A 15,273-nucleotide genomic window follows, 5' to 3' on the forward strand; every position below is an offset into this window, starting at 1 on the left:
GAAGCTGGAGGTTTAAATTATACTGGCTATTTTTTACAGTTTTAAAACTTCCATCTTCCCGCTCCTGACTTCCCGCCATAAATTATTTAATTAAAACTTTCCAAGCCTCTTCAATTCTGCTTTCTAGAAGTAATTTTTGAGCATCCTGATGAATATTTTCGTCTGAATGATATTCTCCGGAAGGTAAAACCTCAACATTCGCTAACATTCCCAAATCGTTTCCTGTAAAGATTTTACTGAGTTTAATTTCGTCAGGAAGAAGATCGAAACCGATACCTTTGGTTACCAATGGTTTCGGAACTTCGAATAGATTTGCTTCATTATTTCTCGAATACCAATTTCCTCCCAAACGAGCCACCATATCTAGTTTTGCCTGATCCAGATTTTCCTGTTCGTTAAGATATTCTTCTCTAATGTGGATTTTCTGAACTTCACAAATCACTAAATTTCCGGCACCGCCCTCATCTCCCAAAGGTTTTACTTCTAAAACTTTACATTCAAAATTTACAGGACATTCCTCAATTAATTTTGGCTGAACGAAATCAGCGTCTTTCATAGTTAAACCAGACTTAATAAATTCATTTACGCCGTCTCCATATTCTGTTGATGCTAAAGAAATCTGTTGTACAATCGGGAAATTCACAGTTCCGATCACTACTTCCGGAACTTCTAAAACGTTTTCTAAAGTATGTTTTGTGGTATTATCACGAACTCTTCTCGAAGGTGAAAAAATCAAAATCGGAGGAACCGTACTGAACATATTGAAAAAACTGAATGGAGATAAATTTATCGTTCCATTTTTGTCAACCGTTGAAGCCAATGCAATCGGACGTGGTGAAACGGCAGTTTGCATGATAAGCTGAAGTTGTACGGGAGTTATTTCGGATGGGGTTACTGTTTTCATGTTTTATTTAATACTAAAAAAGTATATATATTTAAAAAAATGCTTCGACAGACCCAGCATGACATTTCTAATACTAACTGTGATAAACGTAATGTTTTAGCAGTTAATTTATATCGATGTCATGCTGAGCGAAGTCGAAGCATCTCTATGATTTGTTTAAAATTGTAATTATTTTGTAGGAATAATTTTACCTGAAACTTCACCAAAACCTACTCTCACACCGTCTTTTTCAGCCCAAGCTTTCATGGTTACGGTATCGTTGTCGTCGATAAATTTTCTTTCCTGTCCGTTGCTTAATTGGATAGGATTTTGCCCTCTCCATGTCAACTCAAGCATAGAGCCGAAAGATTTTGGATCGCTTCCTGAAATCGTTCCGCTAGCGTATAAATCCCCAACTTCTACATTACAACCATTTACAGTATGATGCGCCAATTGCTGTGTCATATTCCAGTACATATGCTTGTAATTACTTTCAGAAATTAGATTTTGCTCACCATTTTCAGGTTGCAAATATACTTCAAGATTGATGTCGTAATTTTTATCTCCTTCAAATTTCAGATAATCTAAAACTTCAGGATCTTGTGTAGGAGAAGTAGTTTTGAATGGCTCTAAAGCTTCCAAGGTAACAACCCAAGGAGAAATAGAAGAACCGAAATTTTTAGCTAAAAATGGTCCAAGTGGAACATATTCCCAAGACTGGATATCTCTAGCCGACCAGTCGTTGAAAACAACCATTCCGAAAATTGCGTCTTCGGCATCTTTTGTAGAAATGCTTTCGCCCATCTCCGTGTTTTTGTTGATGACGAACGCCATTTCCAATTCGAAGTCTAATTGTTTACATGGTCCGAAAACCGGTTTGTCAGCATCTGCAGGTTTCATCTGACCTTTTGGACGGTTGATTTCCGTTCCCGAAACTACGATAGATGAAGCTCTTCCGTGATAACCTACCGGAAGATGTTTCCAGTTTGGTAATAAGGCATTGGCAGGATCTCTGAACATTTTTCCAACGTTGGTTGCGTGCTCAATGCTGCTGTAAAAATCGGTATAATTCGGGATGTGCAAGGGCATCATCATTTTTACCTGATCCAAATCGTAGAATGCTTCTTCGATGGTTTTTTCGTCTTTTGACAATGTGGAACCTTCCTGCAATAATTCCTGAATTTTTAAACGAACAGCATTCGTCACCGGTTTTCCCAGTTCTATAAATTCGTTGATGGTATATGCTTCAAAGATATTATCGTCAAGCCCTTCGATTTCTTCAAAATATCCAAGGTCGAACAAAGTCGCAAGATCAATCACCTGATCTCCGATTCTTGTACAACATCCGATATATTCTTTGTTGAAAACTGCAACTCCAAACGGAATATTATGTATTGAAAAGTCTGAATTTGATGAATATTCTACAAATGATTTCATAAGTTTAGAATTTAATTGATGAAATTCAGGATTTTTTAAGTTCCCGAATTTTAATTTGATTATTTTTTCACCTTTGAATAAGAGGCTTCATCGATCCATCTGGCTCTGGTATTGATGTCAATCAGATATAAAATATCATCCTGCTGCGTCAATAGCAAAGTTTTGGTAACCGGAATAGGAACCTTTTTATTTTCAAGCATATCTGCCCGTAGAGAGATGATGTTTTTCTTGTTTCTTACAATATCTCCGGAAAATACATTCGAGCTGCTTTCTCCGGTCGCTTTATCATCAAAAACCTCAACGTAAGTAGCTTTATTCCCTTTGATTATAATAAAATCTCTTTCCGTATGGTCTGCCTCATCTTTTATGTAAACAAACTTTTTATTGTCTATATTTACATTTTCCAAATGTTGATTTACCCCTTTTCTTTCTTCAAGTCTGGTAAGAATTTGATCTAGTGTACCATATTGTGCTTTTACACCTAAAGTAGCTCCAATAAATAAAATTCCAACGAAAAATTTTCTCATAATTCTGTGTTTTATACAAAAAGTTTTGTCAAGACTCATCATCCTGACAAAACATACTATTTTTATTTAAATTAAAGATTTCCTCTTCTCTCTTGCTCTCTTTCTAATGCTTCGAACAATGCTTTGAAATTACCTGCCCCAAAACTCTGAGCTCCATGTCTTTCAATGATTTCGAAGAATAGAGTAGGGCGGTCTTCTACAGGTTTTGTAAAGATTTGTAACAAATATCCTTCCTCATCATGATCAATAAGTATACCTAAATCCTGAAGTTTCTTAAGATCTTCGTCAATATGGCCCACTCTTTCAGGAACCATGTCATAATAAGCTTCCGGCGGAGCAGATAGGAATTCTACACCACGTTTTTTCAATTCAGTTACGGTGTGGATAATATCTTTTGTAGCAACTGCGATGTGCTGTACACCTTCGCCTTCGTAGAAATCAAGATATTCTTCTACCTGAGATTTCTTTTTACCTTCTGCAGGCTCGTTGATAGGGAATTTTGCATATCCGTTTCCGTTTGACATTACTTTAGACATCAAAGCAGAATATTCTGTGTTGATCTGTTTGTCGTCAAAAGATAGGATGTTTACAAATCCCATTACTTTTTCGTACCACTCAACAGTTGGGATCATTCTGTCCCAGTCTACATTTCCTACACAGTGGTCAACATACAATAAACCAGCTTCTTCAGGCTTGTAATCGCTTTCCCATTTTTCATAACCAGGCATGAAAGCACCGTTATAATTTTTTCTTTCGATAAACATGTGAACGGTTTCTCCGTATGTATAAATACCAGACATTTTTACTTCACCATGCTCATCAGTAAGTGTTACAGGCTCTAAATAAGGTTTTCCGCCTCTTTTAGTAGTTTCTTCGAAAGCCGCATACGCATCGTCTACCCAAAGTGCCAAAATTTTCACTCCATCACCATGTTTTTTTACATGCTCGCTGATAGGTGAATCAGATTTAAGACCAGTCGTAAGGATCAATCTTATTTTTCCCTGTTGAAGAACATAAGAAGCACGATCTCTAACGCCCGTTTCAGGCCCTGCATAAGCTACAGATTGGAAACCAAAAGCGGTTTTGTAATAATGAGCAGCCTGTTTTGCATTTCCTACATAAAACTCAATATAATCTGTACCGTTGATCGGTAAAAAATTCTCTGCTTGAGCAATTTTTTCGGCAAATGTAAGTGTTGACATATTTTCTATTTTTACTTTTATTCTAGGATGCAAATTACAAATTTCCGGCAAATACGAAAAATATAAACAAACAATCGTTAGTAAAGCTAAATAGTAAGCAGTAAGAAAAGTTCATTTAAGTATTCTTAAGTTTATGGTAGAATGCTTAAGATGTATACTTTTGTAATACTAAAAACGCAAGAAAAAAAATATTTCGAAACCAGAAAGCCGCAGAATTTCCGCGGCTTTCTTTTGTATATTGGGTTTATTTCTTATTTAATCTTCCCGCATCCGGGTTGTAATTGTCCCAAATTTTCCATTCACCATTTATTTTTCGGATGAAATAAATCTGAGTGTTTAATTGATTCACAAAATGTTCCTCGTCACTTTCACCTACTTTGAACAATAAATTCCAGAATTCCTGTGATTCTATGATTTTTTTATCCGGCTCATCGGTTACCAAATGAAGATCAAAAACTTCATAATTAGAGCGGTTATTTTTCGTCACCAAATGAAAATCTCTTTCACAAAGCTCTTTACTAAATTGTGAAACTCTCTCTAAAAATGGAGATTCATCAAAAACTAAATTCTTAAAAATCCCAGTTTTATGATTCGGAAATTCTTTATAAAACTCAAACACGGTAGCACAATAATCGTAAACCATCTGATAAAATTTTTGATCATTTTCCTGCTCGTTAAATAATTTTTTCTCTTTTACAAATTGTATGTAAGAGTTTAGGTCTTTATAGCCTAAAAAAATACAGATTTTATCTAAGGTTTTTAAAAATCGTAAATCGTTGTGGGTTTTATCCTGATAATCGTTCTCGAAAAATCGTTGTAAAGTAACGTGAGAAATAGTACTTCCAATCTCAAATTTTTTTCCTCCCTTCAGCTCGTCAGCTTTAGATAATTCATCCTTAATAATCTCTGAAAGAATAATATAATGGCTTCTTTTCCATTCTGTTACTCTTCCCAAAACCGAATTTTTTACTTTAGAATGTTGTATAACTTCATCTCTTATCGAATTGTATATCGTCTTCAATTTCTGTGTTTATGAAGCAATAGATCAAAAATACTGCCAAAATTCTAAATTCTGATACCGTTAAATCACAAACGGAAAGATCAAAAATTAATTTTTAAATCTTTCGTAAGCTGCTTTTTCCGACATTTCTCTGTCATCAGGATGCGCAATACTTATGAGTTCTTAAGTTCTTTTTCGAAGGTTTTAATTTCTCAGTTTAATTATGAGAAAGGACCAAGTGCATTACACTCAGTCCTTTTATATCGTCAACGTACAATTGATTTTTAATTATAAAACTTCAGAAGCGACCTGTTTTTTCATGCTGCCGGTTTCTGAAAATCTTAAATGCCAGCTGAAAGATTCTTCCAGCAAATGTGGCGTATGACCGCCTCTTTCACAAGCTCTGTCGAAATACGATTGCAATTCTTCTCGGTATTCTGGATGAACGCAATTATCAATGATCTTCTGAGCTCTTTCTCTTGGTGCTAAACCTCTCAAATCGGCTAAACCAACATCGGTTACCAAAATATCAACATCATGTTCCGTATGATCGGTGTGGGAAACCATTGGAAGAACGTGAGAAATATTATTTCCTTTCGAAGCTGCCTGAGTCACAAAAATACTTAGGTAAGCATTTCTCGCAAAATCTCCCGAACCTCCGATTCCGTTCATGATTTTTGTTCCTCCGATGTGGGTTGAATTTACGTTTCCATAAATATCAAATTCTATCGCCGTATTGATGGCAATGACTCCCAATCTTCTGATCAATCCCGGAGTATTGGAAATATTTTGAGGCCTTAAAACAAACTTTTCTTTATATTTTGAAAGATTTCCTAAAACTCTTTCATAGCATTCCTGAGAAACGGTGATGGATGATGCCGAGGCAAAGCTCAATTTTCCAGAATCAATTAAATCAAATGTGCTGTCCTGAAGCACTTCTGAAAACATCGTTAAATCATAGAAATTACTGTCTTTAAAGCCAGTAAGAACAGCATTGGCTACTTTTCCGATACCTGCTTGAAGCGGAAGAAGTCTGTCGGTAAGACGACCTAACTGCACTTCATTTTCAAAGAAGGCAAGAAGATGTTTGGCAATGGCAGTTGTTTTTTGATCCGGTTCTGCAATATCGGCAGGACTGTCTTTACGGTTGGTGAAAACAATAGCTTCAATCTTATTAGGATCTACAGGTATACTTTTTCTTCCGATTTTGTTCCACGGAGCCACAATCGGGATCACATTTCTGAAAGGATAATCTTCTGCCTGATAAATATCGTGAATACCATAAACTTCCTCAGGAACTTCCGTATTGATCTCGATAATCACTTTTTTAGCCATCGCTGCAAAAGTCACCGAATTTCCTACCGAAGTTGTCGGAACAATACTTCCGTCTCTTTCGATATAAGCCGCTTCAATCACGGCAACATCTATGCTTTGTAGGTTTTTGGTGTGAAGAAGCTCTGCACTTTCGCTCAAATGCTGATCGATGAAAAGGATTTCACCATTGTTGATCTTGTTTCTTAAAATAGGATCTACCTGAAAAGGCATTCTCTTTTTTAAAACATTGGCTTCTGCTAACTTTCCATCGGTTCCGTGCCCAAGAGAAGCACCTGTCATCAACGTAATCTTGATATCTTCGGTTTTACCTCTTTCTGCCAGTGCGGGTAAAATTGCCTTGCTGTCGCCCGCCTTTGTAAATCCGCTGGAGCCAACTGTCATACCGTCTTTAATAATCTTAACAGCGTCTTCCACAGTCGTAACTTTCTGGCGGAGACTTTCTAATCTGATTCTTTCTAACATGTAATTTTGATTTAATTTTAACCATCATTAACTACATATTTTTTTCATTTAAATAATGATGATTAAATGTTAACCGTATGTTACAAAAATACGGAAAAAGATGCTCTAAATAAAGCATTTAAAGCATCTTTTCTATTATTTTTAATGATAAATTTTCGTTGTTGATTAAACTGATATTTCTATTCTTCCAACCAAGAAGTTTTATACGAAGGATCTTCTACTTTCAAAGCTTCTTCCGTTAATTTCAATGGGCGGAAAGGATCAACCATCACGGCATATTCTTCAGTGAATTTTTTACCGATACTTCTTTCCATTGCTCCTGGATGCGGTCCGTGAACGATTCCTCCAGGGTGAAGGGTAAAATCCATTAAATCAATGTGGTTACGGCTCATAAAATCACCTTCTGTGTAGAATAAAACTTCATCAGAATCAATATTTGAATGATTGTAAGGTGCCGGAATGGCTTGTGGATGATAATCGTACATTCTTGCACAGAACGAACAAACCACAAAATTATGTGCCTCAAAAGTTTGATGAACCGGTGGCGGTTGGTGAATTCTTCCTGTGATCGGTTCAAAGTTTTTGATATTGAATTTATAAGGATAAAAGTAACCGTCCCAGCCTACAACATCGAATGGATGCGTTGCATAAATGAAATCTGTGATCTGGTTTTCTTTTTTTACTTTAATTAAAAATTCGCCTTTTTCATCTTTTGGCTCCACAAAAGTAGGGGCAATGATATCTCTTTCGCAGAAAGGTGAATGTTCTAATAACTGTCCGAATTCGTTTCTGTATCTTTTCGGTGTGTAAATTGGCGAATGGCTTTCTACCACGAAGAAAACAGTATCATCAGAACGTAATTCCACCTGATAGATCGTTCCTCTCGGAATAATTAAATAATCACCAACCGAAAATTCTAAATTCCCCACAAAAGTTTTTAGAATTCCGCTTCCGCTGTGCGCGTATAAAAGTTCGTCACATTCAGCATTTTTGTAGAAATAATCCATCGATTTTCTTGGCTTCGACAATCCCATTTTCAGGTCGTTATTTACCATCAAAAACTTTCGGCTATCCATAAAATCGTCCTCGGGAGTTACATTCATTCCCTTAAACATTCTAGGCGTTACATTCTTTTCAACAACGATTTTCGGGGTCACATCCTTTGGTTCGCCAATAGATTTTATCTGTGTCGGACGGTGAATGTGATATAATAAAGAAGAAATCCCATGAAAACCTTCAGTTCCGAAAAGTTGTTCATAGTAAAATTTGTCTTCAGGAGATTTGAAAATCGTATGTCTTTTTGGTGGGATATTTCCCGACTGATGATATCTCATTTTACTTTTATATGTTGACTCTCAAATTTAATATTTTTTGATGAATTCAAATAAAAAACATTTTTTCATTGAGTTTTGTCGTTCTAAAAATAATTGTTAGTTTTGTCTAACAATTTTAATTTCATGAAGCGAATATTATTTTCTGTTGTCTTTTTATCCACTTACTGTTTTTCTCAGGAAACGTATAGTTTAAGTTTAAATCAATCCATAAAACAGGATTCGGTAAAAACTGTAAACAAGAAGGAAGTCAAAACCAAATTGATTGATGATGTGGTAATCACAGGAACGATAAAACCTGTAAGCAAGTCGAAAAGTCCTGTGGCTGTGGAGATTTACAGCCAGAAATTCTTTCAGAAAAATCCGACTCCGAGTATTTTTGAAGCGATTTCGATGGTGAATGGAGTGAAACCTCAGCTGAATTGTTCGGTTTGTAATACAGGAGATATTCACATCAACGGACTGGAAGGACCTTACACGATGATTTTAATTGATGGAATGCCTATTGTAAGTTCACTTTCTACAGTCTACGGCTTAAGTGGAATTCCGAACAGTTTGGTTGATAGAATTGAAGTGGTAAAAGGTCCGGCTTCTTCAATTTATGGCTCCGAAGCGATGGGCGGAGTCATTAATATCATCACTAAAAATGCCTTGACGGCTCCCAAATTAAGCGTTGATGTGATGACAAGTACCTGGAGCGAAAATAATATTGATCTTTCCACGAAATTTAATTTAGGCAAAAATGTAGCATCTTTATTGAGTTTAAATTACTTTAGTTTTGAAAAGAGATTTGATGAAAATAAAGATAATTTTACCGATGCCACTTTGCAAAACAGGATCTCAGTTTTTAATAAATGGAATTTTAAACGAAAGGAAAACCGACAGGCAAGTTTTGCTTTGAGGTATCTGTATGAGGACCGTTTCGGAGGTGAAATGCAATGGAATAAATCCTATCGAGGAAGCGATGAAGTATATGGCGAAAGTATTTATACGAATAGGGTAGAGGCTTTCGGGGTCTATCAATGGCCGATGAAAGAGAATATTGTGACCCAGTTTTCATATAATTTCCATGATCAGAATTCGTTTTATGGAACCAATCCTTTTACCGCGACTCAAAAAGTAGGTTTTGCACAGACTTATTGGGATAAAAAATTAGGAAATCATGATTTGATCGTAGGTTTAACTCTTAAAAGAACTTTTTATGATGACAACACACCGGGAACTTTATCGTCTGACGGATTGACCAATGAGCCTATGAAATCTCCGATTTGGGGTGCTTTTGTTCAGGATCAATGGGAAATTAACGAGAAAAATACGTTATTGCTCGGTTACAGATTTGATTATGACAGAATTCATCATGCTGTTCATTCACCTCGTTTTGCATGGAAATTTTCCCCGAATCCTTATCATACGCTGAGGTTTAATTTCGGAACAGGTTTTCGTGTGGTGAATTTATTTACTGAAGATCATGCGGCGTTGACAGGTTCGCGTGATGTGGTGATTAAAGATAATTTAAAACCTGAAAGATCGATTAACGGAAACTTGAATTATGTCTGGAAAATCCCTGCAGGAGACCGATTGATTAATTTGGATGCTTCTGCTTTTTATACTTATTTCAGTAATAAGATTGTCGGTGATTTTGATACAGATCCTCAAAAAATTATTTACGATAATCTTCATGGCTACGGGATTTCAAGAGGTGCTTCTCTGAATCTTGATTACAGTTTCAGTTTTCCGTTAAATATCAATTTAGGCGTTACTTATCTGGATGTTTATCAGAAATTTGATGGGGAAGAAGGTAAAGTTCAACAACTTCACGCGCCGAAATGGAGTGGAACATACAATCTGACATACAAATTCAGGAATAATTTAACGATAGATTTTACAGGACAATTTTACGGACCGATGCGTTTGCCAGTTTTAGAGAATGATTTCCGACCGGAATATTCACCTTTTTATACTTTGGCCAATATTCAGGTTTCAAAGAGTTTCAAATCAGGATTTGAAGTGTACTGCGGAATTAAAAACCTGTTCAATTTTACCCCGAAAGATCCGCTAATGCGACCGTTTGATCCGTTTGATAAACATGTTGATGATCCCATCAATAATCCGAATCACTATACTTTTGATACGGCTTACGGGTATGCTCCGATGCAGAAAATCCGAGGATTTATGGGATTTAGATATACTTTGAAATAATAATTTAAAGTAAAAGATAGAAAAAGAAATGATTAGAAAAAAGGTTTCGAAAATCTTTTGTGGTAGAAAAAATGATACAAAATGAAAATTGTAACAATATTTTTATTTTTAATGTTAGTGCCATGTTTTTGTCTTTCACAGATAAAAACAGGCACTTTTTCGGATTTGGAGATTCAGCAAAAAGAAAATCCTAAACCGATCATTATTCATTTATATACAAGCTGGTGTTCGATTTGTAAGATTGAGTTTTTCCAATTAAATAAGGATAAAGATTTGGTTAAACTCATCAATGAAAATTTTGACTTTATCAATTTTGAAGCTGAAAAAACAAAAGATAAAATCTATTTTCAGGGAAAAGAATTCAATTATCTTTCAAACGGAAATTCCGGAATTCACGAATTGGCTTTGGCTTTATCAAAAAATAAAAATCAGCCTGTTTATCCGTTGTGGATTATTTTAGATAAAAATCAAAACCTGATTGATTATCATGAAGGACAGCTTAAAGCAAAAGATCTGAAGCAAAAGCTGAGTGATATTTTAAATCTTTAGTGCTCGCAGATTTTGCAGATCACGCAGATTTTTAGGAAGGATCATCTTCACAATCGGCCGAATCTGCGAGAATATTATTTTTCAGCATCAATTAAAACAGCTAATTGAATGCAAGGTTCATCTGCACGGTTGCTCCATGCATGATTAGTTCCTCTTTGAATGACAATATCTCCTGGTTTCAACAGCGTTTCGCCTTCTTCCATGATCAGATATAATTCTCCGGAAAGGATAATGATATAATCTAATGTCTGCGTTTTGTGCATCATCGGATGAGGTTCTCCGGTTTTCACTTCTACTCCTAAATCTTTATCAGGCGGAATAGAAACATGTCTGAAATACGTTCCGTTTTTCGGAGTTTGTGGAAATCCTGTATTAGGAATCTGGCTTTCAAGATCTAAACTTGCAGGCATTTGCTGGGTGTTCCAGACATCAGAAATGATAAGATTCGGGAAATGTTCTACCGCATTTTTTACGATTTCATCTTCAACGATAACCGATTTTCCGTCTTTTATTCCGGTGATAATTCTTCTGGGGATTGTATTCATGTATTAAAATTTAGGAAACAAAAATAATCTGTGAATAGTTTATATTTGCTACTAGTTAACTATTGGTAACTAGTAACTTTAAAGTAACTATCATGGCAAATATTATTGAAAATGGCGTGGAAAGACCGGCTACCTGTACCGAAGAATTGTTTGCGATGCGCGACAGTCTGGATGTTTTAGGCGGAAAGTGGAAACTGATGATCTTAAGATATTTAACCAACAGAACCGATCAGCAAATTCATTTTAAAAAATTGCAGCGTGGCATTGAGGGGATTTCCGCAAAAATGTTAAGTAAAGAGCTGAAAGAATTAGAAATGAATCTTTTAATTACAAGAACGATTCAGGATACAAAACCAATTACAGTTACGTATGCCGTGACGGAATATGGAAAATCTGTTTTTCCTGTCACCGAAACTTTGGTGAATTGGGGCTTGATTCACAGAGAAAAAATTAAAGATTCGATGGGTTCCTGATGATTAGTTTTTTGATTTAAAAATAAAATCTCTCGCAGATTAAGCTAATGTAACAGATGGTTTTTCAAAAATCTGCGTTATCCGCAAAATCTGCGAGAGAAATTTTAAAATTAATTTTTATCTAACCAACTTTTTATAAGTTGAGGATGATCTTCCACCCATTTTTTTGCAGTGGCTTCTTTATCTTTACTGTCTTCCATTTTGGTTAAAAGATCAGTCATATTGGCATCATCAAAATGCACTTTAGAAAAGAAAGCTGCTAATTCAGGATGATCTTTACCAAAGCTTTTTCGACTGTAGGTTTTAATTTGTTCAGCTTCACCGTATGTTTTTTTCGGGTCTTCCAGAAATTTAAGTTTCATCTTTCCAAACATCCAATGCGGCTGCCATCCAGCGACTACAATCCATTCTTTACGTTTAATGGCATTCTGAAGCTCGGTGATCATAGCAATCGTAGAAGAGTTGATCTGTTGATAATCCAGTTTATAATCGATAATAACTTTATCGGTTGCCGATGTCATTCCTGCTCCTTTTTCAATTCCTATAATTCGGTGTCTGAATTGATCTTTATGCGCCTTCAGTTCTTCAATAGAGTGTATCGGAACATAATCAGGAACCACCAAACCTATTTTTCCGCCGTTATAATTGGTTCCCAAAGGTTTTAATTCAGGAAACTTCGCCACTTTTGCGGCGTGCGTAAACGGAAGCCATACACCCATGAAAAGATCGGTGTCTTCATTATTCATCGAAGCTAAGATCATATCTGTTGATGCTTTCTGAATGATCACGTGATAACCTTGTTCATCCAAAATAGCTTTGGCAACGTGCGTCATGGCTACATCTTCTGCCCAGCCATCTACCATTCCGATGGTGATGTATTTAGAATTTTTTAATTTTTCACATGAATTAAATAATCCTAAAACAGCGATCAATAAAGCCAATATCAGGTATTTTATTTTTTTCATATTATTGTTTTTTCTTTACAAATCCTTGGGTAATACGGTCGAGAATAATGGCTAAAATCACGACAGATAAACCACTTTCAAACCCTAATCCGATATCCAGATTATTAATTCCTTCCAATACTTTTTCACCCAACCCTCCTGCGGCGATCATTCCGGCGATTACCACCATGGACAATGATAATAATATGGTTTGATTGACTCCTGCCAAAATGGTTTTTGTGGCTAAAGGAAGTTCAACTTTAAACAAAATTTGTCGGTTGGTAGCTCCAAATGCTCTTGCGGCTTCTACAATATCTTTCGGAACGGCATCAATTCCTAATGTCGTTAAACGAACTGCGGGCGGCATTGCAAAAATAATTGTGGCAAATGCTCCCGGAACTTTACCGATACTGAAAAATAATACGGCAGGAATCAGATAAACGAATGCAGGCATGGTTTGCATTAAATCCAACATCGGACGAATAATTTTCGCGGCAAATTTATTTTTTGCGGCCCAGATTCCCAACGGAACGGACAATATCAGTGCGGTAAGTGTTGATACAAAAATAAGCGCCAGGGTTTCCATGGTTTCTTTCCAAAATCCCATTAAAAAGATCAGGGTAAGTCCGGCGGCCGTCATTATAGCGGTTCCTTTTCCGGCTTTCCATAAGGCTAGTAAGGTAAAAAGTAGAATTATAACATAAAAAGGAGTGTTTACCAAAACCCATTCTATTCCTAAAATAGAAGAGTTCCCTACGTTTTTTATAACATCAAATACAGGTTTTCCGTGTTTTGTGAGCCAATTTATACCAGTTTCTACATATTGGCCTATATCTATAATTTTATTCATCTTATTGGTTGTTTGCGATTTCTTTTAATTCAATAATTTCTTCTTCGTTAAACTTTGTGGCTTCTATCACCAAAGATAATTGCGTTACCAAGCCCAGGAATTTATTGTTTTCGTCTACAACGGCAATCGCAGATTTACTTCCTGAAATCAATGGCAGCATTTCTTCAACGGTGGCATCTTTAAGTACAGAAGGAACGTTACTGTTAATCACAGATTCCACAGTAGGTTCTTTCCTTCGGGCAATCATCATAATATCGCCGAGGGTTACAAAGCCGAGAAATTTATTCTGAAAATCAACAACGGGTAAAGTTTCCAGACCTGTTGCTCTCATTTTTCTCAAAGCACCTTCGGGACCGTCTTTTCTGAAACGTACAACCGTTGGTTTATCAAACATTAAAGATTTGGCGGTGATAATCGTTTTACGATCTACTTTTTCCACGAAAGCTTTCACATAATCACTTGCCGGATTGGTTAAAATATCTTCCGCAGTACCAATTTGCTCAATGACTCCATCTTTCATAATAACGATTCGATCGCCGATTTTGATGGCTTCATCCAAATCATGGGTGATAAAAACAATAGTTTTTTGCAGCGTATCTTGAAGCTCAAGCATTTGATCCTGCATTTCAGATTTTATCAGTGGGTCGAGTGCTGAAAAAGCTTCATCCATCAGCAGAACTTCAGGATCATTGGCCAAAGCTCTTGCCAAACCAACTCTCTGCTGCATCCCACCGGACAATTGAGAAGGATACTGATTTTCAAAACCATTTAATCCGACAATATCTAATGCTTTCTGTGCTTTTTCTTCACGCGAAGCTTTATCTTCACCACGGATTTCCAGTCCGAAAGCAGCATTGCTTAAAACAGTGTGATGGGGAAGGAGTCCGAATTTCTGGAAAACCATGCTCATTTCCGTTCTTCTTACTTCCAGCAGGTCTTTGTTATTTTTATCGGTAATATTATCGTCGTTAATGTAAACTTTTCCCGAAGTAGGTTCGTTTAATCTGTTTAGGCAACGTAACAACGTAGATTTTCCACTTCCGGAAAGTCCCATGATGACGAAGAATTCGCCTTCATAGATTTCAAAATTGGCTTTGTTGATTCCGACGGTACAACCTGTTTTTTCAAGGATTTCTTTTTTAGAAAAGCCTTTATCGAGAAGTTCCATTGCTTTCTCTTTTTGTTTACCGAAAATAATCGTGAGATCTTCGACTTTCAGTTTTACTTTTCTGTTATTTTCAATTTTATCCATATCAGAGTTTTTTTGCATGTGATTGACTTCAATTTACAAATAATTTAAAATACAGATTAAACGTATAATCTATATTCTTATACAATGTCGAAAAGTACCGTCCTGTATTGAGTTTTAATTAAAAATGATATATGAAAAATAAAAATCGGCAAAAGACCAGAAGTCTGATGCGACATTTATATTTCATACAGATTTTACTCTTGAAGAAGAGCATATCATGAAAAAAGAAAGTCTTTTAAATAGATTTTCAAAAATAAATTATCAATAAAGATAATTAAACAGGT

At 35.9% G+C, this 15,273-nt stretch carries 14 protein-coding genes; 3 read left to right on the plus strand and 11 right to left on the minus strand.

What is annotated here, in order from left to right; translation table 11 throughout:
- Positions 1–82 precede the first annotated feature (82 nt).
- The 7 genes from OXQ85_RS12235 to OXQ85_RS12265 form a co-directional block, all read right to left on the minus strand.
- Positions 83–904 carry a flavin reductase family protein gene (locus OXQ85_RS12235; protein WP_267404935.1) on the minus strand — a complete coding sequence of 274 codons (822 nt, stop codon included), beginning with the start codon at positions 902–904 and terminating at the stop codon, positions 83–85.
- A 168-nt stretch (positions 905–1,072) separates the two neighbouring features.
- Positions 1,073–2,320 (minus strand): fumarylacetoacetase, encoded by a 1,248-nt coding sequence (gene fahA / locus OXQ85_RS12240; protein WP_267404936.1) that lies wholly within the window; start codon positions 2,318–2,320, stop codon positions 1,073–1,075.
- A 59-nt stretch (positions 2,321–2,379) separates the two neighbouring features.
- Positions 2,380–2,847, minus strand: coding sequence for a hypothetical protein (locus OXQ85_RS12245; RefSeq protein ID WP_267404938.1), 468 nt, complete (start codon positions 2,845–2,847; stop codon positions 2,380–2,382).
- Positions 2,848–2,918: 71 nt separating this feature from the next.
- Positions 2,919–4,049: a 4-hydroxyphenylpyruvate dioxygenase gene (gene hppD / locus OXQ85_RS12250; protein ID WP_267404940.1), complete on the minus strand. Its 1,131-nt coding sequence runs from the start codon at positions 4,047–4,049 to the stop codon at positions 2,919–2,921.
- A gap of 244 nt (positions 4,050–4,293) precedes the next feature.
- Entirely contained in the window at positions 4,294–5,070 is a 777-nt protein-coding gene (locus tag OXQ85_RS12255) for a hypothetical protein (RefSeq protein ID WP_267404942.1), read from the minus strand.
- 267 nt (positions 5,071–5,337) lie between these two features.
- Entirely contained in the window at positions 5,338–6,846 is a 1,509-nt protein-coding gene (locus tag OXQ85_RS12260) for a succinate CoA transferase (RefSeq protein ID WP_267404944.1), read from the minus strand.
- A 179-nt stretch (positions 6,847–7,025) separates the two neighbouring features.
- Positions 7,026–8,180, minus strand: coding sequence for a homogentisate 1,2-dioxygenase (locus OXQ85_RS12265; protein WP_267404945.1), 1,155 nt, complete (start codon positions 8,178–8,180; stop codon positions 7,026–7,028).
- A gap of 123 nt (positions 8,181–8,303) precedes the next feature.
- Here OXQ85_RS12265 and OXQ85_RS12270 point away from each other — a divergent pair, with 123 nt between their 5' ends.
- Positions 8,304–10,376: a TonB-dependent receptor gene (locus OXQ85_RS12270; RefSeq protein ID WP_267404946.1), complete on the plus strand. Its 2,073-nt coding sequence runs from the start codon at positions 8,304–8,306 to the stop codon at positions 10,374–10,376.
- Positions 10,377–10,457: 81 nt separating this feature from the next.
- Positions 10,458–10,925, plus strand: a complete 468-nt coding sequence (locus tag OXQ85_RS12275) for a thioredoxin fold domain-containing protein (RefSeq protein WP_267404947.1) — start codon at positions 10,458–10,460, stop codon at positions 10,923–10,925.
- A gap of 74 nt (positions 10,926–10,999) precedes the next feature.
- On the opposite strand, the gene OXQ85_RS12280 is transcribed toward OXQ85_RS12275, so the two are convergent.
- Complete coding sequence (locus OXQ85_RS12280; protein ID WP_267404948.1) at positions 11,000–11,470, minus strand: cupin domain-containing protein; 471 nt, start codon at positions 11,468–11,470, stop codon at positions 11,000–11,002.
- A gap of 92 nt (positions 11,471–11,562) precedes the next feature.
- Between OXQ85_RS12280 and OXQ85_RS12285 the strand changes: the two genes are divergently transcribed.
- A complete protein-coding gene (locus tag OXQ85_RS12285; RefSeq protein WP_267404950.1) occupies positions 11,563–11,943 on the plus strand; it encodes a helix-turn-helix domain-containing protein in 381 nt (126 codons plus the stop codon).
- Positions 11,944–12,053: 110 nt separating this feature from the next.
- On the opposite strand, the gene OXQ85_RS12290 is transcribed toward OXQ85_RS12285, so the two are convergent.
- The 3 genes from OXQ85_RS12290 to OXQ85_RS12300 are packed head-to-tail and all read right to left on the minus strand — an operon-like array spanning position 12,054 to position 14,989.
- Positions 12,054–12,908 (minus strand): glycine betaine ABC transporter substrate-binding protein, encoded by an 855-nt coding sequence (locus tag OXQ85_RS12290; RefSeq protein WP_267404952.1) that lies wholly within the window; start codon positions 12,906–12,908, stop codon positions 12,054–12,056.
- Between the two features lies 1 nt (position 12,909).
- A complete protein-coding gene (locus tag OXQ85_RS12295; RefSeq protein WP_267404954.1) occupies positions 12,910–13,737 on the minus strand; it encodes a proline/glycine betaine ABC transporter permease in 828 nt (275 codons plus the stop codon).
- A gap of 1 nt (position 13,738) precedes the next feature.
- Positions 13,739–14,989, minus strand: coding sequence for a glycine betaine/L-proline ABC transporter ATP-binding protein (locus OXQ85_RS12300; RefSeq protein WP_267404956.1), 1,251 nt, complete (start codon positions 14,987–14,989; stop codon positions 13,739–13,741).
- Positions 14,990–15,273 lie beyond the last annotated feature (284 nt).

The sequence above is a fragment of the Chryseobacterium sp. GM_Chr_2 genome (assembly GCF_026540445.1).
Taxonomy (GTDB): Bacteria; Bacteroidota; Bacteroidia; order Flavobacteriales; family Weeksellaceae; genus Chryseobacterium.

What these genes read in the sequence shown, in the direction of transcription:
- OXQ85_RS12235 (WP_267404935.1), bottom strand. Translation starts at nt 904, where the DNA reads ATGAAAACAGTAACCCCATCCGAAATAACTCCCGTACAACTTCAGCTT.
- fahA (WP_267404936.1), bottom strand. Translation starts at nt 2,320, where the DNA reads ATGAAATCATTTGTAGAATATTCATCAAATTCAGACTTTTCAATACAT.
- OXQ85_RS12245 (WP_267404938.1), bottom strand. Translation starts at nt 2,847, where the DNA reads ATGAGAAAATTTTTCGTTGGAATTTTATTTATTGGAGCTACTTTAGGT.
- hppD (WP_267404940.1), bottom strand. Translation starts at nt 4,049, where the DNA reads ATGTCAACACTTACATTTGCCGAAAAAATTGCTCAAGCAGAGAATTTT.
- OXQ85_RS12260 (WP_267404944.1), bottom strand. Translation starts at nt 6,846, where the DNA reads ATGTTAGAAAGAATCAGATTAGAAAGTCTCCGCCAGAAAGTTACGACT.
- OXQ85_RS12265 (WP_267404945.1), bottom strand. Translation starts at nt 8,180, where the DNA reads ATGAGATATCATCAGTCGGGAAATATCCCACCAAAAAGACATACGATT.
- OXQ85_RS12270 (WP_267404946.1), top strand. Translation starts at nt 8,304, where the DNA reads ATGAAGCGAATATTATTTTCTGTTGTCTTTTTATCCACTTACTGTTTT.
- OXQ85_RS12275 (WP_267404947.1), top strand. Translation starts at nt 10,458, where the DNA reads ATGAAAATTGTAACAATATTTTTATTTTTAATGTTAGTGCCATGTTTT.
- OXQ85_RS12280 (WP_267404948.1), bottom strand. Translation starts at nt 11,470, where the DNA reads ATGAATACAATCCCCAGAAGAATTATCACCGGAATAAAAGACGGAAAA.
- OXQ85_RS12285 (WP_267404950.1), top strand. Translation starts at nt 11,563, where the DNA reads ATGGCAAATATTATTGAAAATGGCGTGGAAAGACCGGCTACCTGTACC.
- OXQ85_RS12290 (WP_267404952.1), bottom strand. Translation starts at nt 12,908, where the DNA reads ATGAAAAAAATAAAATACCTGATATTGGCTTTATTGATCGCTGTTTTA.
- OXQ85_RS12295 (WP_267404954.1), bottom strand. Translation starts at nt 13,737, where the DNA reads ATGAATAAAATTATAGATATAGGCCAATATGTAGAAACTGGTATAAAT.
- OXQ85_RS12300 (WP_267404956.1), bottom strand. Translation starts at nt 14,989, where the DNA reads ATGGATAAAATTGAAAATAACAGAAAAGTAAAACTGAAAGTCGAAGAT.